The following is a 21,783-nucleotide window of genomic DNA, read 5'->3' as shown; positions in this document are numbered from 1 at the left end:
AAGGTCCCGCCATGGCCCCGCTTCCCACCCGCTACTGGCAGGACCTGCCCTGGCCCGCCTTCAAGGACCTGCCGGCCAACACCGTGGCGGTGCTGCCGGTGGCGAGCATCGAGCAGCATGGGCCGCACCTGCCCGTCTCGGTGGACACCACCATCAACCAGGGCGTCATCGCGCGCACCCTGGCCGTGACGCCGGCGGAGCTGCCGGTGCTGGTGCTGCCGACGCAATGCGTGGGCTGTTCGGTGGAGCATCTGCGTTTTCCCGGCACTGTCACCACCTCGCCCGAGACGCTGCTGGCGCTGGTGACGGATATCGGCGCCAGCGTGGCGCGGGCCGGTGTGAAGCGCCTGGTGATCGTCAACAGCCATGGCGGCAACGTGTCGGTGCTCGACATCGCCTGCCGCCGCATCCGCATCCAGCACGGCATCCTGGCCATCAACGCCATGTGGGCGCGGATGGGCAAGCCGGAGGCGCTGAAGGACCCGGTGGAGGGCAAGTACGGCATCCATGCCGGCCGCGACGAGACCAGCGTGATGCTCGCGCTGACCCCGCATCTGGTTCACATGGACAAGGCGGTGAATTTCGTGAGCCGCTGGCAGGGCGTTTCCAATATCGCGCCGAACATGGCCCCCGACGCCGGCGCGCCGCTCGCCTGGCAGGCGCAGGATCTCAATCCGGCAGGCGCGGTGGGCGATGCCTCGCTCGCCACCACCGAAATCGGCGAACAACTGCTGGATTTCGCGGCGGAGAAGATGGCAACGCTCTGGGGCCAGGTCGCGGCCTTCGACGCCGAGGGTTTTCTCGCCAACGAGCCCTCGCCGCATGGCTGATATCGCGGGGCTTGTCGCGGCGCTGGATGGGATCGAGCTTTCCACCGATCGCGCTTTGCTGCGGCAGAAGAGCCGCGATTTCTACTGGTACAGCCCGATCCTGAAGGCGCAGCTCGACGGCAAGTCCGCCGAGCTTTTTGTCCGACCGCGCGACGAGGCCGAAGTTCTCCGAGTCCTGACCGCCGCGCGGGCGGCCTGCGTGCCGGTCACGCAGCGCGGCGGCGGCACCGGCAATTACGGGCAATGCGTGCCGCTGGAAGGCGGCATCGTGCTCGACATGTCGGCCATGGCCGCGCCCATCGGCATCACCGATGGCGTGGTGGAGGTGGAGGCCGGGGCGAAGATGATCGACCTCGACCTCTGGGCGCGCGAGCAGGGCTGGGAGTTGAAGCTCTGGCCCTCCACCAAGCGCACCGCGACCATTGGTGGCTTCGTCGCCGGCGGCGGGGCAGGGGTGGGCGGCATCAGCCACGGCACGATGCGCGAACGCGGCAATTTTGCGGGCGCGCGGGTGGCGACGATGACCGATCCGCCGGAAATCCTGGAGCTGGAGGGTGCGGCAGCCAATCCGGTGAACCGCACCTATGGCACGACCGGCGTGCTGACCCGCATCCGCGTGCCGCTGACGCCCGCGCAGGACTGGCGCGACGTCGCCATCGCCTTCCCCGACTTCGTCCCCGCCAGCCGTTTCGCGCTGGAACTCAGTTTTGCGGACGGCATCCCGAAGAAGATGTGCGGCGTCTTCGACAGCCAGCTGCCGCCCTTCTTCCGCGGCCTGGCCGATGCCGTGCCCGCAGGCCATGCGCTGGCGCTGGTGATGGTGGCGCCCGCCGCGCTGCTGGCGCTGCGCGAACTTGCCGCGGAACACGGTGGCACCATCGTCGCCGAGCAATCCACCGTCACCGCCGAACGCGATGGCGATGCCACGCCCTTCTACGAATACTGCTGGAACCACACCACGCTGCAGGTTCTGAAGCGCGATCGCGGCGTCACCTACCTGCAATGCCGCTTCCCCTTCGAGAATACCCTCGAAGCGATCGAGGCCGTGCGCATCCCCTTCCGCGACGAGGTCTGGATGCACACGGAATGCGTCCGCTTCGGCGGTCGCCTCACCATGTCCGGCCTGCCCGTCATCCGCTGGACCAATGCGGAGCGCCTGGCCGAGATCATGGCGGCCTTCGAGGCGCATGGCATCGGCATCGCCAATCCGCATGTGCTCACCATCGAGGAAGGCAGCAACTACCGCCGCGTGCCCGGCGACCAGCTCGGCTTCAAGCAGCGCACGGACCCGCTCGGCCTGCTCAACCCCGGCAAGATGCGCGATTTCGTCCCCGTGGAGGCGCCATGACCGTTCAAGCCGTGATGGCCGAACTGCCGGCCATCGACTGGATCACCGACCCGGCCCTGGTGCGCCAGCGCTCGCGCGACTTCTTCTGGTACTCGCCCGTGCTGAAGCGCCAGCTCAACGGCGTGACGGCGGAGGCGGTGGCCTGCCCGCGGGATGAGGCGGAGGTCATCGCCATCATGGCGGCCTGCGTGAAGCACCAGGTGCCGCTGACGCCACGTGGGGCCGGCACCGGCAATTACGGCCAGGCCATGCCGCTGAAGGGCGGCATCGTGCTGGACCTGATGGGCCTCAACCGCGTGATCTGGACCAAGCCCGGCATGGTGCGGGCCCAGGCCGGCATCAAGCTGATCGACCTCGATGCCATCACGCGGCGCGAGGTGCGCGGCGAGCTGCGCTTCCACCCCTCCACCAAGCGCACCGCGAGCCTCGGCGGCTTCATCGCCGGCGGCTCCGCCGGCATCGGGTCCTGCACCTATGGCAAGCTGCGCGAGCCCGGCAACATTCTGGGGCTCCGCGTGGTGACGATGGAGGCCACGCCGCGCGTGCTGGAACTGCGCGGCGCCGATATCGACAAGGCGAACCACGCCTACGGCACCAATGGCGTGATCACCGAGGTGGAGATGCCCTTGGCACCTGCCTGGGACTGGGTGGATGTGTTGTCCGAATTCCCGGACACCATCTCGGCCGCACGGTTCTGCGAGGCTCTGGTCGCCAGCGACGGCATCGCCAAGAAGATGGCGGGTGTCGTAGCGCCCGGCGTGGCGCAGCGCTATTTCAAGCCCTTCATGCAGATGGTCACGCCCGGCAAGGCGGCCGCGCTGGTGATGGTGGCCGAGCCTTTTCTCGACCTGCTGGCACCGCTGCTGGATCGCTTCGGAGGTCGCCAGCTCTACGTCGTGCCGACGGAACAGGCGGAGACGCCGCTGTACGAATTCACCTGGAACCACACCACGCTCCAGGCCCTGAAGGTCGATCGCGGCCTGACCTATCTGCAAACGCTGTTTCCGACGCCGCATCATTTCGATCTGATCGCGAAGATGGACGCGACCTTCGGCGATGAGGTGATGCAGCACCTGGAATTCGTCCGCCTCAACGGCGTCGTCACCTGCTTCGGCCTGCAGCTCGTGCGCTTCACCACCGAGGAACGCCTGGCGGAGATCATCCGCATCCATGAGGATGCCGGCGCGCTGATCTTCAACCCGCATGCCTTCACGCTGGAGGAGGGCGGGATGAAACGGATCGATTCCGAACAGCTCGACTTCAAGCGCGTCGCCGATCCGCATGGGCTGCTGAATCCCGGCAAGATGATCGCGTGGGACGACCCCGACTGGACGCCGGAGCGGCCGCAGAGCTTCTACCTTTATGGCCAGGCCGATGCGCCCGAGGTCGAGGAAGTGCTGGAGTAGGCTCAGGGGAACAAGTCTGAGGGGCAACTCCCCCACCGCCGAGGCGTTCCTTCGCCAGTACCGTGCGCCACAGACCACGGCGCGCGCCACAGGGCGGAAGGCGTGCCGGCACAATGAATCAGATTTCGCGCGGTGCTTCGGCGCCGCAATCCCTGCTCACCCGCTTCGAGACCGTTCGCGCGCGGACGGAGGCGCTGGCCGCGCCCCTCTCGCCGGAGGACCAGGTGGTGCAATCCATGCCGGATTGCAGCCCAACCAAATGGCACCGCGCCCATACCACTTGGTTCTTCGAGACGTTTCTTCTGCTGCCGCATCTGCCCGGCGCGGAGCGTGTTAGCGACGACTATGCGCGGCTGTTCAACAGCTACTATGTCGCCGCCGGCCCGCGTCATGCGCGGCCGCAGCGTGGCATGCTGACCCGCCCGGACAATGCGGCCGTCACCGCCTACCGCCAGGCCATCGACGCCGCCATGGGGCGGCTGCTGCGGGATGCGGGGGCGGAGGTGCTGGGCCTGACGGAGCTCGGCCTGCAGCATGAGGAGCAGCACCAGGAACTGCTGCTGACCGATGCGCTGCACGCGCTGTCGCTGAACCCGCTGCGCCCGGCCTATGACGCGGATTGGCAGGACCCCGCGGCCGATGCGGCCCCGCCGGCGATGCTGGAAGGCCCCGAGGGCGTCGTGGAGATCGGCCATGACGGCATCGGCTATGCCTTCGACAACGAGACGCCGCGCCATCGCAGCTATCTCGCCCCCTACCGCATCGCCAACCGGCTGGTGACCAATGCCGAATGGTGCGCCTTCGTCGCCGATGGCGGCTACCGGCAGCCGCTGCTCTGGATGAGCGATGGCTGGGCGGCCTGCCAGGCCGCGGGCTGGGACGCGCCGCTGCATTGGGAACAGCGCGACGGCGCCTGGTGGCAGTTCGGCCTGGGCGGCCTGCGCCCGCTCGACCCCGCCGGCCCGGTGCGCCACATCTCCTGGTACGAGGCCGATGCCTTCGCCCGCTGGGCCGGCAAGCGCCTGCCGACCGAACAGGAATGGGAGGCCGCCGCCACCCGGCCGGGCTTCGCGGAGGCCGAGGGCATCGCCTGGCAATGGACCGGCAGCGCCTATCGCCCCTATCCCGGCTTCCGGCCCTGGGAAGGCGCGGTTGGCGAATACAACGGCAAGTTCATGGTGAACCAGATGGTGCTGCGCGGCGGCTCGCGCGCCACCGCCCCCGGCCATTCGCGCGCCAGCTACCGTAACTTCTTCCCACCCGATGCGCGCTGGCAATTCACCGGATTGCGGCTGGCGGAGGATGCGGCATGAGCGCCGTCACCGAACGCCCCTCCGCGCTGCTGTCCGATGCCCTCGCGGGCCTGACCGCCCCACGCAAGACCCTGCCCTGCAAGTGGCTTTATGACGCCGAGGGCACGCGGCTGTTCGAGGCGATCACGCGCCTGCCGGAATACTACCCGACGCGGACCGAGATACGGATCCTGGACCAGCATGGGCCGGAGATCGCGCGGGCGGTCGGCCCCGGCGCCGTGGTGGTGGAATTCGGCCCCGGCGATGGCGTGAAGGCGGTGCAGCTTCTGGAGGCCCTGGAGGCGCCGCGGGCCTATCTGCCCGTTGATATCGCGGCGGAATGGCTCGACCAGGTCGCCGAGCGGGTCGAGGCGGCCTCTCCCACCCTGCCGGTGCGGCCGGTTGTCGCGGACTTCACCAGGCCCTTCGACCTGCCCGCCCATGGCGGCGGCAGCGCCGCGCGGCTCGGATTCTTCTCGGGCTCCACCATCGGCAATTTCGAACCGGCGGAGGCCGTCGCCTTCCTGGCCCGCGCAAGAACGACGCTGGGGCCGGGTGGCCGGCTGCTGCTGGGCGCCGACCTGGTGAAGGGCGAGGCGGTGCTGGAGGCCGCTTATGACGACAGCGCCGGCGTCACCGCGGCCTTCAACCTGAACCTGCTCACCCGGCTGAACCGGGAGGCCGGGGCGGATTTCGATATCGGCGGCTTCCTCCACAAGGCGCGCTGGAATCCCGCGCGGGAGCGGGTGGAGATGCATCTTGTCGCGCGCCATGCCCAGTCGGTCCGGCTCGGCGGCCAGACCATCCGCTTCGCGGCGGGGGAGAGCATCCACACCGAAAGCAGCCACAAATATCGCGCCGAGGGCCTGCGCGCCTTGGCGGCCGCCGCCGGCTGGCGCGACGCGGCGATGTGGACGGATCCGGACCGGCTGTTTTCCGTCTGGCTGCTCCAGGGCTGACACAACAGGAGGAACCCTCGATGTCATCGCGCAGCGTGCTTCTGGTCGAAGATGATCGCCTGACCGCCATGGCGGCGGAACAGGCGCTGTCCCGGGCCGGCTTCCAGGTTGTCGGCCATGTCGAGGACGAAGCCTCCGCCCTGCGCCGCGCGCAGCAGCCGGCGCCGGATTATGCCGTGGTCGATCTGGACCTGGCCGGCGGCGGCAGCGGGCTTCGCGTGGGGGAGGCGCTGGCCGCGGCCGGCGTCCGCGTGGTCTACGCGACTGGTCATGGCCCGGCGTGGCGGCAGGAGATGGAGGATAGCGGCGCCAAGGCCTGCCTGGCCAAGCCCTACGCCGCCGAGGACGTGCCGGCGGCGCTGGAGGTTCTGGAACGCCTGCTGCGCGGCCAGCAGGCGCCAGCGGTGCCGGAAGGCATGCACCTCTTCATCGACTGAGGCGGCTCGCCCTTCCCTTTCGGGAAGGGCAACACCTCACCCTTCCGAAGGGAAGGGCGGCGGCGCGGTGCCGGCCAGCAGCGCGGTGCGCGCGGCGGTTAGGATGGACCGGCCGCCGGCCTCGGGATGCAGCACCAGCAGCAGAAGCGAACGGCCCGTCACCAGATAGGGGTGGCCGAATGCGAAGGGCTCCGGCTCATCCAGATCGGGCTTGTTGGTGTCCACCAGCAGCAGCCAGCGCTGGCCGGCCGGCGGTTCCGGCAGGGCGAATTCCACCACGTCATGATGTGCGTTGAATACCAGCAGCAGCGTCGCATCGCCGGCCGGGCGGCGGATGCGGGTGGCCTGGGCGCGGCCATCCAGCAGCATGCCGAAGCAGCGCGCATGCGGATCGTCCCAGTGCCCGTCTTCCATCTCGGTGCCGGAGGGGGTGAGCCAGCTCACATCGCGGACGCCCAGCTCCTCGTTCAGCGCCCCGTTCAGGAAACGGGCGCGGCGCAGCACGGGGAAGTTCTGGCGCAGCGCGATCAGCTTGCGGGTGAAGGCGGCCAAGGCGCGGCCTTCCTCCGTCACGCCGGTCCAGTCCATCCAGCTCAGCTCGTTGTCCTGGCAATAGACGTTGTTGTTGCCCTGCTGGGTGCGGCCGCATTCATCGCCGCTCAGCAGCATCGGCGTCCCCTGGGAGAACAGCAGCGTGGCCAGCATGTTGCGCTTCTGGCGCTCGCGCAGCGCGATGATCTCGGGGTCGTCGGTCGGCCCCTCGGCGCCGTGGTTCCAGGACAGGTTGTGCTCATGCCCGTCCTGGCCGCCCTCGCCATTCGCCTCATTGTGCTTGTCGTCGTAGCTGACCAGGTCGTGCAGGGTGAAGCCGTCATGCGCGGTGATGAAGTTCACGCTGGCCCAGGGCTTGCGGCCCCGCCGGTCGAACAGGTCGCCGGAGGCCGCGAGGCGGCTGGCGACATCCGAAGCCTGGCCCTCATCGCCCTTCCAGAAGGCGCGGATGGTGTCCCGGTAGCGGTCGTTCCATTCGGCCCAGCCGGGCGGGAAGCCGCCCACCTGGTAGCCGCCCGGCCCGCAATCCCAGGGCTCCGCGATCAGCTTCACCGCGGAGAGCACCGGGTCCTGCCGGCAGGAATCGAGGAATCCGCCGCCCTCGTCGAAGCCATAGGGCTCGCGCCCCAGGATCGTCGCCAGGTCGAAGCGGAAGCCGTCGACGCGCATCTCGGTGGCCCAGTAGCGCAGGCTGTCCGTCACCATCTGAAGCACGCGCGGATGCGCCAGGTTCAGCGTGTTCCCGGTGCCGGTGTCGTTGATGTAGTAGCGCGGCTGTTCGGGCAGCAGCCGGTAGTAGCTGGCATTGTCGATGCCCTTGAAGGACAGCATCGGGCCTTTGTCATTGCCTTCCGCCGTGTGGTTGTAGACCACGTCGAGAATCACCTCGAGCCCGGCATCGTGCAGCCGCGCCACCATCTCCTTGAACTCGGAGAAGGCGAAGGCCGGGTTTCGGGCGTAGCGCCGGGCGGGCGCGAAGAAGGAGATGGTGTTGTAGCCCCAGTAGTTGCTGAGGCCCTGGTCCAGCAGGAACTGGTCGTTGACGAAGGTATGGATCGGCAGCAGTTCGACCGAGGTCACGCCGAGGTTGCGCAGGTAGGCCACCACCTCCGCCGAGGCGAGGCCGGCATAGGTGCCGCGCATCTCCTCCGGCAGCGCCGGGTGCCGCTTGGTCAGGCCCTTCACATGGGTCTCGTAGATGATGGTGCGGTCCCAGGGCACGGAAGGGCTGCGTTCCCGCCCCCAGGTGAAGGCCGGGTCGATGACGCGGCATTTCGGCATATGGCCGGCGCTGTCGCGCTCGTCGAAGGTCAGGTCGTCGCCGGATTCCAGCACATAGCCGAAGACCTCCGGCCCATGCTTCAGGTCACCGACGATGGCGCGGGCATAGGGGTCGAGCAGCAGCTTGTAGTGGTTGAAGCGATGGCCGGCATCGGGGGCATGCGGGCCGTGGACGCGGTAGCCATAGATGGTGCCGGGGCGGGCATCCGGCAGATAGCCGTGCCAGACCTCGTCGGTATATTCGGGCAGTTCCAGCCGTTCCAGCTCGGTCTCGCCGGAATCATCGAACAGGCACAGCTCCACCTTGGTGGCATTGGCCGAAAAAAGGGCGAAGTTCACGCCCAGGCCGTCCCAGTTGGCCCCCAAGGGATGCGGCAGGCCCTCCCGCATCCGTGAACGGCGCATCACCTGTGGCATCGCCACACCTGGCCTGATCCGCATCCATATCCCCCGTTGCATGGCTGAACCGGACCCGACTCGCACCGGATCCCGCAGCGCAACAACAGCCCTCGCCGCCCCGCGTTCCGCAGGGCGGGTGAAAATTTTCGCACGCCGATGGAACGAAGCGCGGCGCGACCGGTTTCCCGCGCATGCTTCCATCCGCCATGACGTCGCCTTCCCCCCATGTCCACGACATGCCCTTCGGTGCCGCCCCGGTGCCGGAGGGTGTGCGCTTTCGCCTCTGGGCCCCCGGCCATGCCGCCATCGGGCTGGAACTGGAGGGGCAGGCACCCCTTCCGATGCGGCCCGAGGAGGGCGGCTGGCACGCCCTGACCACCGATGCCGCCGGCCCCGGCAGCCGCTACCGCTTCCTGCTGCCGGACGGGCTGCGGGTGCCCGACCCGGCGTCGCGCCACCAGCCGGGGGATGTGCACGGCCCGAGCGAGGTGATCGACCCCGCCGCCCATGCCTGGACCGATGCCGGCTGGCGCGGCCGCCCCTGGGTGGAGGCCGTCATCATGGAGATCCATATCGGCGCCTTCACCGAGGAAGGCACTTTTCGGGCCGCGATCGGGCGCCTCGACCACCTGGCCTCCCTGGGCGTGACCGCGATCCAGATCATGCCGGTGGCGGATTTCCCGGGCGCGCGGAACTGGGGCTATGACGGCGTGCTCCCCTTCGCGCCGGATTCCAGCTACGGCCGGCCGGAGGATTTCAAGACGCTGGTGCAGGAGGCCCATGCGCGCGGGCTGATGGTGCTGCTCGACGTGGTCTACAACCATTTCGGGCCGGAGGGCGCCTACCTCCACGCCATCGCGCCCGAGGCCTTCACCGACCGCCACAAGACGCCCTGGGGCGCCGCGCTGAACTTCGACGGCACGCAGACCGCCGCGGTGCGGGACTACTTCATCCACAATGCGCTGTACTGGGTGCGCGAATTCCACCTGGACGGGCTGCGGCTGGATGCGGTCCACGCCATGCTGGATGACAGCCCGACCCATCTGCTGGAGGAGCTGGCGGCGCGGCTGCGCGCGGCGGTGCCGGAGCGCCCGGTGCATCTGATCCTGGAGAATGAGGAGAACGAGGCCCGCCGCCTGGTCCGCGATGCGGAAGGCCATCCCGTCCACTACACCGCGCAATGGAATGACGACGTGCATCACGTGCTGCATGTCGCGGCCAGCGGTGAATCCAGCGGCTATTACGCCGACTACCACGGCGATACCGAACGCCTGGCCCGCGCGCTGGCGGAGGGCTTCGCCTTCCAGGGCGAGCTGATGCCCTATCGCGGCCATCCGCGGGGGGAGCCCAGCGCCGAACTGCCGCCCACCGCCTTCGTCGCCTTCGTGCAGAACCACGACCAGATCGGCAACCGCGCCTTCGGCGACCGCCTGAGCCACATCGCGCCGCCCGAGGCGTTGCGCGCCGTGGCGGCGGTGGCGCTGCTGCTGCCGCAGGTGCCGATGCTGTTCATGGGCGAGGAATGGGGCGCGGCGCAGCCATTCCCCTTCTTCTGCGACTTCGGCCCGGACCTGGCCGATGCGGTGCGCGAGGGCCGCCGGGCCGAATTTGCCCGTTTTCCGGAATTCGCCGATCCCGCCAGCCGCGACCGCATCCCGGACCCACTCGCCGAATCCACCTTCCGCGCGGCGAAGCTGGGCTGGGAGGATCGTGCCAAGCCGCCGCATGCGGCCTGGCTGGACTGGCACCGCGCCATCCTGGCGGTGCGCCATGCCGAGATCATCCCCCGCCTGCCGCGCATCACCCGCGGCGCCGCCTGGCGCGTGCTGGCGCCCGGCGCGGTCGCGCTGCGCTGGGATATCGCCGGCGGCGGCGCGCTGGCCCTGCAGGCCAATCTCTCGGCCCAGTCACTGGCCGATATGCCGCCACAGGGCGGACGCGTGATCTGGCGGGAAGGGCAGGCGGGCGACCCCTGGTCGCTCTGCTGGTCGATCGAGGACTGCGCATGAACGAGACCGTGATTCCCCGCGCCACCTACCGCCTGCAATTCCACGCCGGCTTCCGCTTCGCCGATGCGGCGCGGCTGGCGCCCTATCTCGCCCGGCTCGGCATCAGCCATGTCTATGCCTCGCCCTGGCTGAAGGCGCGGCCGGGCAGCACCCATGGCTACGACATCGTCGACCACGCCGCGCTGAACCCCGAACTGGGCAGCGAGGCGGATTTCCGCGCCATGGTCGCCGCCTTCATGGAGAATGGCCTCGGCCAGATCGTCGATTTCGTGCCCAACCACATGGGCGTCGGCGGTGCCGACAACCCGTGGTGGCTGCATGTGCTGGAATGGGGGCCGGAATCCGACTGCGCCGGCTGGTTCGACATCGACTGGCGCGCCGGACGGCTGCTGGTGCCCTTCCTGGGCGACCAGTATGGCGTGGTGCTGGAATCCGGGCAGCTCGAACTCCGCTTCGATGCGGAGGCCGGCGGCTTCGCCGTCTGGGCCTATGGCACCCACAAGCTGCCGATCTGCCCGCTGCATTACGGCCGCATCCTGGGCGATGCGCATCCGGCGCTGGAGCGCCTCGGCGATGCCTTCGCCGGGCTCGAGGATTGGCGCCCCCGCATCGTCGCCCGCGCCAGCGACCTGAAGGCGGAACTCGCCGCCCTGGTCGCCGAGGATGAAATGGTGGCCTGGGCGGTGCGGGAGGCCGTGGCCGCGCTGAACGGGCGGGGTGGGGAGGCCGGAAGCTGGCGCCGGCTGGATGCGCTGATCCGCGACCAGCACTGGCGCGCCGCGCATTTCCGCGTCGCGGCGGATGACATCAACTACCGCCGCTTCTTCAACATCAACGAACTCGCCGGCCTGCGGATGGAGCTGCCGGAGCTGTTCGCCCATGCGCATCGCCTGATCTTCGACCTGCTGGCCGATGGCACTCTGGACGGTCTGCGGATCGACCATGTGGACGGGCTGCTCGACCCCAAGGCCTATCTGCTGCGGCTGCGGGAGGCCGCGCCGCGCCCCTTCTATCTGGTGGTGGAGAAGATCCTGGCCCGGCATGAGGCGCTGCGCGCCGACTGGCCGGTGCAGGGCACCACCGGCTACGAATTCGCCAACCTTGTCCTGGGCCTGATGCTGGACCCGGCCGGGGAGGCGGCGCTGACGCGCGGCTATGCGGACTTCACCGGCGCGGAAGGCGATTTCGACGCCATCACCCGCGACTGCAAGCACCGCATCATGCGCAATGAGATGACCGGCGAATTGCAGATGCTGGCGCGGGAGGCCGCGCGCATCGCCCGGCAGACGCCCCGCACCGCCGATTTCACCCGCAACATCCTCAGCCGCGGCCTGGCCGCCATCGTCGCCGGCTTCGAGGTCTATCGCAGCTATGTCGATGCCGAGGCGCCGCCCAGCACCGAGGACCGCCAGGCGATCGACACCGCGGTGACGGAGGCAAGACGGCAGGAGCCGGACCTCGACCCGAGCGTCTTCGACTTCCTGCACGGCCTTCTGACCACCGACCTGGTCGCCGCCCCGCGCAGCGGCTTCAGCCGCCATGCGGTGCAGCGCTTCGCCATGCGGGTGCAGCAATACAGCGGCCCGATCATGGCCAAAGGCCTCGAGGACACCGCCTTCTATCGCTACAACCGGCTGGTGGCGGCGAATGAGGTGGGCGGGCATCCCGATCACCCCTTCGTCAGCCTGGACATCTTCCACGCGGCGAATGCGGAACGCGCGGCGCATTGGCCGCAGGCGATGCTCGCCACCTCCACCCATGACACCAAGCGGGGCGAGGACACCCGGGCGCGGCTGGCCGTATTGGCCACCATGCCGGAGGAATGGACGGCGGCGGTGCGCGACTGGCACGCCATCCTGCGGCCCGAGGGGGAGGGGGCGGGGCCGGATCGCAACGACGCCTATCTGTTATACCAGCTTCTGCTCGGCATCTGGGATCCCACCGATCCGGCGCTGGGACCACGTCTTGAAGCGGCGATGATGAAGTCGCTGCGCGAGGCCAAGCGCCATTCCAACTGGGCGTCGCCCAATGCCGGTTATGAGGGCGCGACCATGACCCTGGTGCGGGACGCCCTGGCCAGCCGCCGTTTCCTGGAGGCCTTCGAGCCCTTCCAGCACCGCATCGCCCGGCTGGGCGCGGAGGCAAGCCTGGTGCAGACGGCGCTGAAGCTGACCGTGCCGGGGGTGCCGGATATCTACCAGGGTGCCGAGATGTGGGATTTCAGCCTGGTCGACCCGGACAACCGCCGCCCTGTCGACCACCAGGCGCGCGCCGCGGCGCTGGAGGAGGTGACCACCGCCCTGGCCCAGGGCGCCCTGCCGGCGGAGGCTGGCGGCCGCCTGAAACTGGCCTTGACCGCCGCCTTGCTGGCCGAACGCAAGGCGCGGCCCGGGCTCTATGCCCATGGCGACTATCAGCCCGTTCTGGCCCGTGGCCCAGGGGAGGATGCCGTGGTCGCCTTCACCCGGCGGCACGGGGCGCAGGCCATGTTCCTGGTGGCGCGTCGCTTCCCCGCTGACCTGGACTGGCAGGAGACGATTTTGCCCTCGCCCGGGGACGGCACCTGGCGCAACATCCTGACGGGCCGGCCGCTCAGCCTCGATTCGGCCCTGAAAGTGGCGGATGCGCTCGATGGAATGCCTGTCGCGGTGTTCGCCGCCAGCGACTGAATTCCGGCAGGCCGCGCAGATCGCACCCTGACAGCGCCGCCAGTTCCGGCTATGCGACCGACCCTGCAAGGAGCCTTGGCATGTCGAAGAAGTTTCTGACCGACGTCATCATCCAGTCCACCGAAATGCCGGCCAACGCCGCCGGCCGGCTCGCCGGCGAGATCATCGAGGCGATCAAGACCGAGATCGTGCAGTCCGGCCGCTTCACCATCCCCGATTTCGGCGCCTTCAGCGTGCGCGAGACGGCGAAGCGCACCGCGCTGAACCCCCGCACCGGCGAGAAGGTGGCCGTGAAGGCCGGCGCGACGGTGCGCTTCAAGGCCAGCAAGGCGCTGAAGGAATCGGCGTTGGCCACCATGAAGAAGGCCAAGCGCAAGGCCGCGAAGGCCTGATTAGCGGCGCTCTGGCGCCGTACGCTCGGACCGGCCCAAAGGCCGGTCCGCCTGTCGGGGGGAGAAAGCCTCCCCCCGAGCTCCAGGCCGGTCTTACAGACCTGCCTGGCTGATGAACTTCGTGTTCAGATAGGCCTCGATCGCCTCCGACCCACCCTCGGAGCCGTAGCCGCTGTCCTTCATGCCACCGAAGGGCACTTCCGGCAGCGCCAAGCCGAGGTGGTTGATCGTCATCATCCCCGACTCGACCCGATTGGCCAGGGCATTCGCCGTCTTCGCGCTGCGCGTGAAGGCGTAGGAGGCCAGGCCGAAGGGCAGGCGATTCGCCTCCTCCACCACATCCTCCAGATCGGTGAAGGGCGCGATCATGGCGACGGGGCCGAAGGGCTCCTCGTTCATCATCCGGGCATCCTTGCCGAGGCCGGTGATGACGGTGGGCTGGTAGAAATAGCCCTTGTTGCCGATGCGCTCGCCACCCGTATGCACCTCGCCGCCCCGCTGCCGGGCATCGGCGACCAGACCCTCGATCCAGGGCACCCGGCGCTCATGCGCCAGGGGACCCATCTGCGTGTCGGAATCCATGCCGGCGCCGACCTTCATGCCCTTGGCGATGGCGGTGAAACGCTCGACGAATTCCGCATAGGACTTCTGCTGCACCAGGAAGCGGGTGGGGGAGACGCAGACCTGTCCCGCATTGCGGAACTTCGCGCCGGCCAGGGTCTTCGCCGCCAGCTCCAGATCCGCATCGTCGAAGACGATCGCCGGCGCATGGCCGCCAAGCTCCATCGTCACCCGCTTCATGTGCTGGCCGGCGAGCGCCGCCAGCTGCTTGCCGATGGGGGTGGAGCCGGTGAAGGTCACCTTGCGGATCACCGGATGCGGAATCAGGTATTCGCTGATCTCGGCCGGCACGCCATAGACGAGGTTCGCCACGCCCGCCGGCAGGCCGGCATCGGCGAAGGCGCGGATCAGTTCGGCCGGCGAGGCCGGGGTCTCCTCCGGCGCCTTGACGATGATGGAGCAGCCGGTCGCCAGCGCGGCGGACAGTTTCCGGACGACCTGGTTGATCGGGAAATTCCAGGGCGTGAAGGCGGCGACGGGGCCGACGGGCTCCTTCACCACAAGCTGGTACACACCCTCGGCGCGGGCCGGAATCACACGGCCATAGGCGCGGCGGGCTTCCTCGGCGAACCAGTCGATGACATCGGCGCCGGCCATCACCTCCATCTTCGCCTCGGCGAGGGGCTTGCCCTGCTCCAGCGTCATCATCTTGGCGATGGCATCCGCACGGCCACGGAAAATATCCGCCGCCTTGCGCATCAGCTTGGAACGCTCGAAGGCCGAGACCTTCTTCCAGGTGGCGAAGCCCTTGGCCGCGGCCTCCAGCGCCTCATCGAGGTCGTCCTTGCTGGCATGGGCGACCTGGCCGATCACCTCCTCCGTCGCCGGATTCAGCACCGGCAGGCTGCGGCCGCCGCGCGCGTCACGCCAGGTGCCGTCGATGAACAATTGGGTATTGGGATACATGCGTGTCTCCTGCTGCAATCCTTGGGGTGGTCCATCGCACAGAGGCGGCCGCGGGGGAACCTGCCCCCGCTAGCTGTTCGGACCACGCTCCATCGCATAAGGCTGCCAGCGCCGGAGGCCGGAATCAGGCAGCACCGTCGGGTTGACGCAGGACATGGGCCAGCGGCCTGACAGAACAAGGGCCATCTCCTGCCCCGCGCGGCGCTTCCGCGCCTCATCAAATCGGGCGGAGGCGCTGGCATTGTGCGGCGAGAGGATGACATGCGGCATCCGCAGCAGCGGATTGTCGGGCTTCACAGGCTCAACCTCGAACACATCGAGCCCCGCGCCGGCAATCGCCTTGCTCTCCAGCGCCGCAATCAGCGCGGCCTCATCCACCGTCGGGCCACGGCCGGTGTTGATGAAGATCGCGGTGCTCTTCATGCGCGCGAAATGCTTCGTCGTCAGCATCTTGCGCGATTCCGCCGTGTCCGGCGCATGCATGGAGACGAAGTCCGACTCCGCCAGCACCTGGTCGAGACTGGCCGGCACCACGCCGAGCGCCGACATCGTCAGCTCATCGACATAGGGGTCATAGGCCATCATGCGCAGGCCAAAGGCCTTGGCCCGCAGCGCCACCAGCCGCGCCACGCGGCCGAAGGCGACGAAGCCCAGCGTCTGGCCCATCAGCCGCGGCACGTTCAACAATTGCGGCCGACCCTCTGCCCATCGCCCCTCCCGCACCATGCGGTCCTGTTCCATGCAGCGGCGATGCGTGGCCAGCAGCAGCATCATCGCATGATCGGCCACCTCCTCGATGAAGGTGTCCGGGCAATTCGTCACCGCGATGCCCTTCGCCGTCGCCGCCGGCACATCCACGTAATCCACGCCGACCGTGGCGCAGGTGATGACCTTCGCCTTGGTCAGCGCGGCGATCATGCGGTCAGAAATCCGCATGCCCTTGGCATAGACCGCATCGGCCTCCGGCGCCGCGGCGATGAAACCCTCCTCCGTCGCCGGGCATTCGACGATCTCGGCACCCAGCCGCTCCAGCGCCTCCATCTCCAGCCCGTAGCCACCGCCGGCCGTGGTGAAGGACGCGCCCGCGGGCGTCAGGATTCTCGGCTTCGTCATGATCTGCGTTTCCCCTTTGCTTCCGCGAAAGCTCGCATGCGTCCGGGGGGCCGACAAGCGTCGGGGGCGCTGCTAGGCTACATGCCCGTTCAAGAAAAAGGAGCAAACACCATGGCGCGTCTCGCAGGAAAGATCGCATGGGTCACCGGCGCCGGCAGCGGAATCGGCGAAGCCGCCGCCCTGGCACTGGCCGAGGAAGGCGCCGAACTCGTCCTCACCGGCCGTCGCGAAGCCCCGCTCGCCGACGTCGCCGCGCGCATCGCCGCGCAAGGCGGCAAGGCCCATATCCAGTCCGCGGACATGATGGATTCCGCCGCCGTGCAGGCCATCGGCGCCTTCCTGGGCGAAAAATTCGGCCGACTCGACATCCTGGTGAACAACGCCGGCCTCAACATCCAGCCGCGCCGCTGGGCCGTCCTCAGCCCCGAAGGCGTCGACGAGCTGGTGCGCGGCAACCTCAACTCCGCCTTCTACGCCGTCACCGTCGCACTTCCCCTGATGCGGCCCCAGAAGGACGGCGTGATGATCCACACCGCCTCCATGGCCGGACGCAACATCTCCATGCTTTCCGGCGCCGGCTACACCGCGGCGAAACACGCCGTCGTGGCGATGAGCCACACCATCAACATGGAAGAATGCATCAACGGAATCCGCAGCTGCGCCCTGCTGCCCGGCGAAGTCGCCACCCCCATCCTGGACAAACGCCCCAACCCGGTCAGCCTGGAAGAACGCGCCAAAATGGTGCAGTCCGCCGACGTCGGCGACCTCATCCGCTACATCGCCTGTCTGCCCAAACACGTCACCATCAACGAAGTCTGGATCACCCCCACCCACAACCGCAGCTACGTCGCGGCCCTGAGCCAGAAGCTGTAGGTCGCGCCGCAGGGGGCTCTGCCCCCTGCACCCCCGCCAAAGGGACAGTGGTCCCTTTGGAAACCCATTTAAGGGGTAGGCGAGAGGAGGGGCATGGCGGTCGTTCAGGGACAAACGGTCGCTTGGTGCCCCTCATCTCGCCTACCCCTCATACGAGGGTTCGAAGGGGCCACTGCCCCTTCGCGGGAGGGGTGCGGGGAGGGCAGAGCCCTCCCTGCGGAGCCGACCTACTCCTTCACGGCCCCGGTCAGCGAGCTGACGTAGTAGTCGACGAAGAAGGAGTAGAAGATCGCGACGGGCAGGGAGCCGAGCAGGGATCCGGCCATCAGCGCGCCCCATTGGTAGACGTCGCCGGTGACGAGTTCGGTCAGGATGGCGACGGGGACGGTTTTGTTTTCGCTGCTCTGGATGAAGGCGAGTGCGTAGATGAATTCGTTCCAGGACAGGGTGAAGCTGAAGATGCCGGCGGAGATCAGGCCGGGCACGGCCAGCGGCAGGGTGATCTGCCACAGGATCTGAAGGCGCGTGGCGCCATCGATCAGCGCGCATTCCTCCAGCTCGAAGGGGATGGACTTGAAGTAGCCGATCAGCAGCCAGGTGCAGAAGGGGATGAGGAAGGTCGGGTAGGTGAGGATCAGCGCGAAGGGCGTGTCGAAGAGCCCGAGCTGGAACACCATGGTCGCCAGCGGGATGAACAGGATCGAGGGCGGCACCAGATAGGCCAGGTAAATGGCCAGCCCCACATACTGGCTGCCCTTGAAGCGCAGCCGCTGGATGGCGTAGGCGGCCAGCACGCTGGCGAACAATGAGAGGATGGTGGCGCAGACGGAAACCAGCATCGTCGTCCACAGCCACTTCGGATAGGCCGTTTCGAACAGCAGCATCCGGATGTGGTCCAGCGTGGGGGAGGTGATCCAGAACGGATTGTGCTGCGCGAAGTCATACAGCTCGGCATTCGGTTTGAACGCCGTCACCGTCATCCAGTAGAAGGGAAAGAGCAGGATGATGAGGAAGCAGCACAGCGGCAGATAGAGCATGACGAAGCGGCGGGACTTGCTGTCCCAGGCCATCGTCTCCAGCTGCGCGGAGGAGGTGTTGGTGGACTTCGCTTCCTTCGGTACCACGGCGGCGTCAGTCATTGCCCTCTCCCTGCTGCCACTTGCGCCGTGCCAGGCCGTAGTAGCTGAACAGCGTGGCGAAGACGAGGAACGGGATCATGGAGACAGCGATCGCCGCACCTTCACCCAGCTGCCCGCCCTGGATACCTCGCTGGAACGCCAATGTGGCCAACAGATGTGTCGAATTCACCGGTCCGCCGCGGGTGATGGCGTAGACCAGCTGGAAGTCGGTGAAGGTGAAGATGATGGAGAAGGTCATCACGATGGCCAGGATCGGCAACAGCATCGGGAAGGTGATGTGCCGGAACCTTTGCCAGCCGCTCGCCCCATCCAGCAGTGCCGCTTCGTACAACGAGGGCGGGATGGTTTGCAGGCCAGCGAGCAGGGTGATCGCCACGAAGGGAATTCCGCGCCAGATATTGGCCGCGATCAGCGACCAGCGCGCCGGCCAGGCGGTGTTGATGAAGTCGACATTGGTGTCGCGCCAGCCCAGCGCATCGACCAGGACGTAGGAGATGATGGAGAATTGCGGGTCGTAGATCCACCAGAAGGCGATGGCCGACAGCACGGTCGGCACGATCCAGGGCAGCAGGATGATGGCGCGCAGCATGGACTTGAATGGCACGTGCTGGTTCAGCAGCAGCGCCAGCCACAGCCCGAGCGCGAATTTCCCGATGGTCGCGACGCCTGTGTAGAAGACGCTGTAGAACACCGCGCTCCAGAAGATCGGGTCATCCATCAGCCAGATGAAGTTCTCAAGCCCGACCCAGATCCCCTCCCGCCCGATCGTCGTATCGGTGAAGGCCAGCCAGATGCCCAGGCCCAGCGGATAGGTCAGGAAGGTCATCAGCAGCCCGACGGCGGGCAGCAGGCAGACGAAGGCGAGGAACGGCTTCCAGTCGAACAACCGCGAGAGCGCGCCCTGTTTGGGGCGCATCTTGGTCCAGACCGGCGCGGCTGTTGTCGCGGACATTTTGGATTCCCGGAAGGGAAACGGCGCCCGCGCGATGCGGACGCCGTTTCAGGTTGTCAGCGGCGGGAGCGGAAGAAGCGGCGGGCGCGGCGCTCGGCCTCGGCGGCCGCCTGCTGCGGTGTCGCCTGGCCGGAGGCGACGGAGGCGCACATCTGCACCATGACGTAGTCGGCATTCGCCGCCGCCGAGGCCTGGCTGATCGGGCCCTTGTAGCCGGCGTAGAAGGTCGTATCCATCACGCCCTTGAACACCGAGACCTTCGGGTCGGAGTTCCAGACGGCGCTGTTGGAATAGGCGTTCAGCGGCTGCGACCAGTAGCCGAGATTCGCCTGCAGCCAGGGATCGTACTGCTCCGTCTCCAGCAGGAAGGCGAGCAGCGCCTTGGACGCATTCGGGAAGCGGCTGTGCTTGAACACCATGGCGTTCAGCGTGAGGCCCGCCATCGGCGAGGTCGCGGCGAGGCCCTTGGGCAGCAGCGAATGCTCGGTATCGTCGGCGATGGCGCGCATCGCCGCGTCGTTCTTCAGCGAGAAGTACAGCGACACGCCATTCGCCGTCAGATGGCATTCGCCGGCGGAATAGGCGCGGTTGTTGCTGATATCGCCCCAGGCGATCGTGCCGGGGATGAAGGTGGCATACAGCTCCTTCAGATATTCCAGCGCGGCGATGGTCTCGCGGCTGTTGATGGCGACTTCGTTGTTCTCATCGACCAGGTAGCCGCCGAAGGACCAGACCAGCCATTGCGCGAAGCCGTTGCCGTCGCCGACCGCATTGCCCAGCGCGAAGCCGGCCGGCTTGCCCGCGGCCTTCAGCGCCTGGCACAGGCGGAGGAAGCCGGCATGGTCTTCCGGTGGCCGCTCGAAGCCCGCCGCGTTCACCGTGGATTTGCGCCAGACCAGCGGGCCGCCGGAGGCCCCGAAGGGCAGGCCGAGCCAGGCCTCGCTGCCGGCGCGCTTGCCGTAGCGCTGGGCCATCGCCTTCCAGCCACCATATTTCGTGCCGACATAGCCGGCGACATCGGTCAGTTCGACCAGCTTGTCGGCGTAGATATGCGGCGCCTCGTTGAAGCCGATGATGAGGTCGGGGCCCGCTCCGGTATTGGCGGTGACCGCGGTCTGCTGGGTGATATCCTCCCAGCCCACGAAGTCGACGCGCACCTCGACGCCATTCGCCTGGGCGAAGCGGGCGCAGTTGGCGCGGAACACTTCCTCATCCGGCTGCACGAAACGCACCGGGCGCAGCATGCGCAGGGTGGCACCGCGTTCGATCGGCAGGTTCAGGGCGGGGGCGGGCTGCGTCGGGATTCCCTGCGCGCCGGCACTGCCGGCGGCGATGGCGGAGCCGGTCAGTGCCAGCGCCGCGCGGCGGGTGATGAGATGGGTCATTTTTCTTGATTTCCTCCTTGTTTGTCTTGGGCGTGGTCAGCTCGGCAGGCGTCCTCCATCCGGACCGAACAGATGCACCAGGGAGAGGTCCGGCATGACCCGCAGCGTCGCGCCAGGGCGGCCCTGCACGCGTTCCCGGAAGGCGCCTGTCACCACCGTCTCGCCGAGGCGCATGGTGACCTGCGTTTCCGATCCGGTCGGCTCCACCAGCACGATGATGCCCTCCACCCCGTCTTCCGCCAGGCTCATATGCTCCGGCCGGATGCCGTATGTGGCAGCGTTGGCGGGCGCGCCGGGCGGCAGGGGCAGAAGGGCGCCGCCTTCCAGGCGGAAGCCTTCCGGCGTGACCTTGCCGGGCAGCAGGTTCATCGCCGGGCTGCCGATGAAGCCGGCGACGAACAGGTTCGCCGGCTTGTCATAAAGCGCCAGCGGCGCGCCGGCCTGTTCGATCCGTCCGCCATTCATCACCACGATCTGGTCGGCCATGGTCATGGCCTCGATCTGGTCATGGGTGACGTAGATGGTCGTGGTGCCAAGGCGCTGCTGCAATTCGCGGATCTCGGAGCGCATCTGCACGCGCAGCTTGGCGTCGAGGTTCGACAGCGGCTCGTCGAACAAAAACACCTGCGGATGCCGCACGATGGCGCGGCCCATGGCCACGCGCTGGCGCTGGCCGCCCGAAAGCTGGCGCGGGTAGCGATCCAGCAGCGCGTCCAGGCCGAGGATTTTCGCGGCGCGCTGCACCTCCTCCTCCATGATGGCGGGCGGTGCCTTCGCCAGCTTCATCGAGAAGGCCATGTTCTGCCGCACGGTCATGTGTGGGTAGAGCGCGTAGTTCTGGAACACCATGGCGATGTCCCGGTCCTTCGGCGGCACGTTGTTCACCACGCGCCCGTCGATCGCGATCTCGCCGCCGGAGATGTTCTCCAGCCCCGCGATCATCCGCAGCAGCGTGGATTTGCCGCAGCCCGACGGGCCGACCAGGACGACGAATTCGCCATCCGCGATCTCCACATCGACGCCGTGCAGGATGCGGGTGGTGCCAAAGGATTTGAGCGCCTGCCGCACCGAGACCGTTGCCATGATCGTTTCCGTCCCCCCTGCGTGCCGCCTTTGCCGGCGACTACGCGACGGGAGGCTACACATGCCTTTGCGCCACGCGCAACCTCGCTTGGCAGCAAGCGGGCTTGTGCTTCGGCCCGCTAAGTGTCGACAGCCGA

At 67.9% G+C, this 21,783-nt stretch carries 17 protein-coding genes; 10 read left to right on the top strand and 7 right to left on the bottom strand.

What is annotated here, in order from left to right; all coding sequences use genetic code 11:
- Positions 1-11 precede the first annotated feature (11 nt).
- The 6 genes from JJQ90_RS00260 (at position 12) to JJQ90_RS00235 (ending at position 6,272) form a co-directional block, all read left to right on the top strand.
- The gene (locus tag JJQ90_RS00260) at positions 12-830 is read left to right on the top strand and encodes a creatininase family protein (protein ID WP_216872475.1); all 819 of its coding nucleotides are present in this window, start codon (positions 12-14) and stop codon (positions 828-830) included.
- Positions 823-2,178 (top strand): FAD-binding oxidoreductase, encoded by a 1,356-nt coding sequence (locus JJQ90_RS00255; protein ID WP_216872474.1) that lies wholly within the window; start codon positions 823-825, stop codon positions 2,176-2,178. Before JJQ90_RS00260 ends, JJQ90_RS00255 begins: the two co-directional genes overlap by 8 nt.
- Positions 2,175-3,584 carry an FAD-binding oxidoreductase gene (locus JJQ90_RS00250; protein ID WP_216872473.1) on the top strand — a complete coding sequence of 470 codons (1,410 nt, stop codon included), beginning with the start codon at positions 2,175-2,177 and terminating at the stop codon, positions 3,582-3,584. The genes JJQ90_RS00255 and JJQ90_RS00250 overlap by 4 nt, the downstream gene beginning before the upstream one ends.
- 113 nt (positions 3,585-3,697) lie before the next feature.
- Positions 3,698-4,897, top strand: coding sequence for an ergothioneine biosynthesis protein EgtB (gene egtB, locus JJQ90_RS00245; RefSeq protein WP_216872472.1), 1,200 nt, complete (start codon positions 3,698-3,700; stop codon positions 4,895-4,897).
- Positions 4,894-5,835 (top strand): L-histidine N(alpha)-methyltransferase, encoded by a 942-nt coding sequence (gene egtD, locus JJQ90_RS00240; RefSeq protein WP_216872471.1) that lies wholly within the window; start codon positions 4,894-4,896, stop codon positions 5,833-5,835. Before egtB ends, egtD begins: the two co-directional genes overlap by 4 nt.
- A 20-nt stretch (positions 5,836-5,855) precedes the next feature.
- Positions 5,856-6,272 (top strand): response regulator, encoded by a 417-nt coding sequence (locus JJQ90_RS00235; RefSeq protein WP_216872470.1) that lies wholly within the window; start codon positions 5,856-5,858, stop codon positions 6,270-6,272.
- A gap of 36 nt (positions 6,273-6,308) precedes the next feature.
- Here JJQ90_RS00235 and glgX read toward each other — a convergent pair whose 3' ends face one another.
- Positions 6,309-8,522, bottom strand: coding sequence for a glycogen debranching protein GlgX (glgX, locus tag JJQ90_RS00230; RefSeq protein ID WP_216873698.1), 2,214 nt, complete (start codon positions 8,520-8,522; stop codon positions 6,309-6,311).
- Between the two features lie 188 nt (positions 8,523-8,710).
- Between glgX and treZ the strand changes: the two genes are divergently transcribed.
- The 3 genes from treZ to JJQ90_RS00215 all read left to right on the top strand — a co-directional run bounded on the left by treZ (position 8,711) and on the right by JJQ90_RS00215 (position 13,574).
- The gene (treZ, locus tag JJQ90_RS00225) at positions 8,711-10,513 is read left to right on the top strand and encodes a malto-oligosyltrehalose trehalohydrolase (RefSeq protein ID WP_230410285.1); all 1,803 of its coding nucleotides are present in this window, start codon (positions 8,711-8,713) and stop codon (positions 10,511-10,513) included.
- Positions 10,510-13,182 carry a malto-oligosyltrehalose synthase gene (gene treY, locus JJQ90_RS00220; RefSeq protein ID WP_216872469.1) on the top strand — a complete coding sequence of 891 codons (2,673 nt, stop codon included), beginning with the start codon at positions 10,510-10,512 and terminating at the stop codon, positions 13,180-13,182. The genes treZ and treY overlap by 4 nt, the downstream gene beginning before the upstream one ends.
- 80 nt (positions 13,183-13,262) lie before the next feature.
- Positions 13,263-13,574 carry an HU family DNA-binding protein gene (locus tag JJQ90_RS00215; protein ID WP_216872468.1) on the top strand — a complete coding sequence of 104 codons (312 nt, stop codon included), beginning with the start codon at positions 13,263-13,265 and terminating at the stop codon, positions 13,572-13,574.
- A gap of 93 nt (positions 13,575-13,667) precedes the next feature.
- On the opposite strand, the gene JJQ90_RS00210 is transcribed toward JJQ90_RS00215, so the two are convergent.
- On the bottom strand, positions 13,668-15,101 hold the full coding sequence (locus JJQ90_RS00210; protein WP_216872467.1) for an NAD-dependent succinate-semialdehyde dehydrogenase: 1,434 nt from the start codon (positions 15,099-15,101) through the stop codon (positions 13,668-13,670).
- A 69-nt stretch (positions 15,102-15,170) separates the two neighbouring features.
- The gene (locus JJQ90_RS00205; protein WP_216872466.1) at positions 15,171-16,214 is read right to left on the bottom strand and encodes a C-terminal binding protein; all 1,044 of its coding nucleotides are present in this window, start codon (positions 16,212-16,214) and stop codon (positions 15,171-15,173) included.
- A 111-nt stretch (positions 16,215-16,325) separates the two neighbouring features.
- On the opposite strand from JJQ90_RS00205, the gene JJQ90_RS00200 reads away from it, so the two are divergent.
- Complete coding sequence (locus JJQ90_RS00200) at positions 16,326-17,087, top strand: SDR family oxidoreductase (RefSeq protein ID WP_216872465.1); 762 nt, start codon at positions 16,326-16,328, stop codon at positions 17,085-17,087.
- A gap of 227 nt (positions 17,088-17,314) precedes the next feature.
- On the opposite strand, the gene JJQ90_RS00195 is transcribed toward JJQ90_RS00200, so the two are convergent.
- The 4 genes from JJQ90_RS00195 to JJQ90_RS00180 are packed head-to-tail and all read right to left on the bottom strand — an operon-like array spanning position 17,315 to position 21,646.
- Positions 17,315-18,226, bottom strand: a complete 912-nt coding sequence (locus JJQ90_RS00195) for a carbohydrate ABC transporter permease (RefSeq protein WP_216872464.1) — start codon at positions 18,224-18,226, stop codon at positions 17,315-17,317.
- Entirely contained in the window at positions 18,219-19,178 is a 960-nt protein-coding gene (locus tag JJQ90_RS00190) for a carbohydrate ABC transporter permease (RefSeq protein ID WP_216872463.1), read from the bottom strand. Before JJQ90_RS00190 ends, JJQ90_RS00195 begins: the two co-directional genes overlap by 8 nt.
- Positions 19,179-19,234: 56 nt before the next feature.
- Positions 19,235-20,563, bottom strand: coding sequence for an ABC transporter substrate-binding protein (locus tag JJQ90_RS00185; RefSeq protein WP_216872462.1), 1,329 nt, complete (start codon positions 20,561-20,563; stop codon positions 19,235-19,237).
- A gap of 36 nt (positions 20,564-20,599) precedes the next feature.
- Entirely contained in the window at positions 20,600-21,646 is a 1,047-nt protein-coding gene (locus tag JJQ90_RS00180; RefSeq protein WP_216872461.1) for an ABC transporter ATP-binding protein, read from the bottom strand.
- Positions 21,647-21,783: the final 137 nt, after the last annotated feature.

It is taken from the genome of Falsiroseomonas oleicola, from assembly GCF_019029495.1.
In the GTDB taxonomy this organism is placed as follows: Bacteria; Pseudomonadota; Alphaproteobacteria; order Acetobacterales; family Acetobacteraceae; genus Falsiroseomonas; species Falsiroseomonas oleicola.
This window is presented reverse-complemented; position numbering and strand designations above follow the sequence as displayed.

Excerpts from the sequence above, each read along its gene's own strand:
- JJQ90_RS00185 (WP_216872462.1), bottom strand. The coding sequence starts at position 20,563 with ATGACCCATCTCATCACCCGCCGCGCGGCGCTGGCACTGACCGGCTCC.
- treY (WP_216872469.1), top strand. The coding sequence starts at position 10,510 with ATGAACGAGACCGTGATTCCCCGCGCCACCTACCGCCTGCAATTCCAC.
- egtD (WP_216872471.1), top strand. The coding sequence starts at position 4,894 with ATGAGCGCCGTCACCGAACGCCCCTCCGCGCTGCTGTCCGATGCCCTC.
- JJQ90_RS00200 (WP_216872465.1), top strand. The coding sequence starts at position 16,326 with ATGGCGCGTCTCGCAGGAAAGATCGCATGGGTCACCGGCGCCGGCAGC.
- JJQ90_RS00215 (WP_216872468.1), top strand. The coding sequence starts at position 13,263 with ATGTCGAAGAAGTTTCTGACCGACGTCATCATCCAGTCCACCGAAATG.
- JJQ90_RS00205 (WP_216872466.1), bottom strand. The coding sequence starts at position 16,214 with ATGACGAAGCCGAGAATCCTGACGCCCGCGGGCGCGTCCTTCACCACG.
- JJQ90_RS00260 (WP_216872475.1), top strand. The coding sequence starts at position 12 with ATGGCCCCGCTTCCCACCCGCTACTGGCAGGACCTGCCCTGGCCCGCC.
- glgX (WP_216873698.1), bottom strand. The coding sequence starts at position 8,522 with ATGCCACAGGTGATGCGCCGTTCACGGATGCGGGAGGGCCTGCCGCAT.
- JJQ90_RS00190 (WP_216872463.1), bottom strand. The coding sequence starts at position 19,178 with ATGTCCGCGACAACAGCCGCGCCGGTCTGGACCAAGATGCGCCCCAAA.
- egtB (WP_216872472.1), top strand. The coding sequence starts at position 3,698 with ATGAATCAGATTTCGCGCGGTGCTTCGGCGCCGCAATCCCTGCTCACC.
- JJQ90_RS00250 (WP_216872473.1), top strand. The coding sequence starts at position 2,175 with ATGACCGTTCAAGCCGTGATGGCCGAACTGCCGGCCATCGACTGGATC.
- JJQ90_RS00255 (WP_216872474.1), top strand. The coding sequence starts at position 823 with ATGGCTGATATCGCGGGGCTTGTCGCGGCGCTGGATGGGATCGAGCTT.
- JJQ90_RS00180 (WP_216872461.1), bottom strand. The coding sequence starts at position 21,646 with ATGGCAACGGTCTCGGTGCGGCAGGCGCTCAAATCCTTTGGCACCACC.
- JJQ90_RS00235 (WP_216872470.1), top strand. The coding sequence starts at position 5,856 with ATGTCATCGCGCAGCGTGCTTCTGGTCGAAGATGATCGCCTGACCGCC.
- JJQ90_RS00210 (WP_216872467.1), bottom strand. The coding sequence starts at position 15,101 with ATGTATCCCAATACCCAATTGTTCATCGACGGCACCTGGCGTGACGCG.
- treZ (WP_230410285.1), top strand. The coding sequence starts at position 8,711 with ATGACGTCGCCTTCCCCCCATGTCCACGACATGCCCTTCGGTGCCGCC.
- JJQ90_RS00195 (WP_216872464.1), bottom strand. The coding sequence starts at position 18,226 with ATGACTGACGCCGCCGTGGTACCGAAGGAAGCGAAGTCCACCAACACC.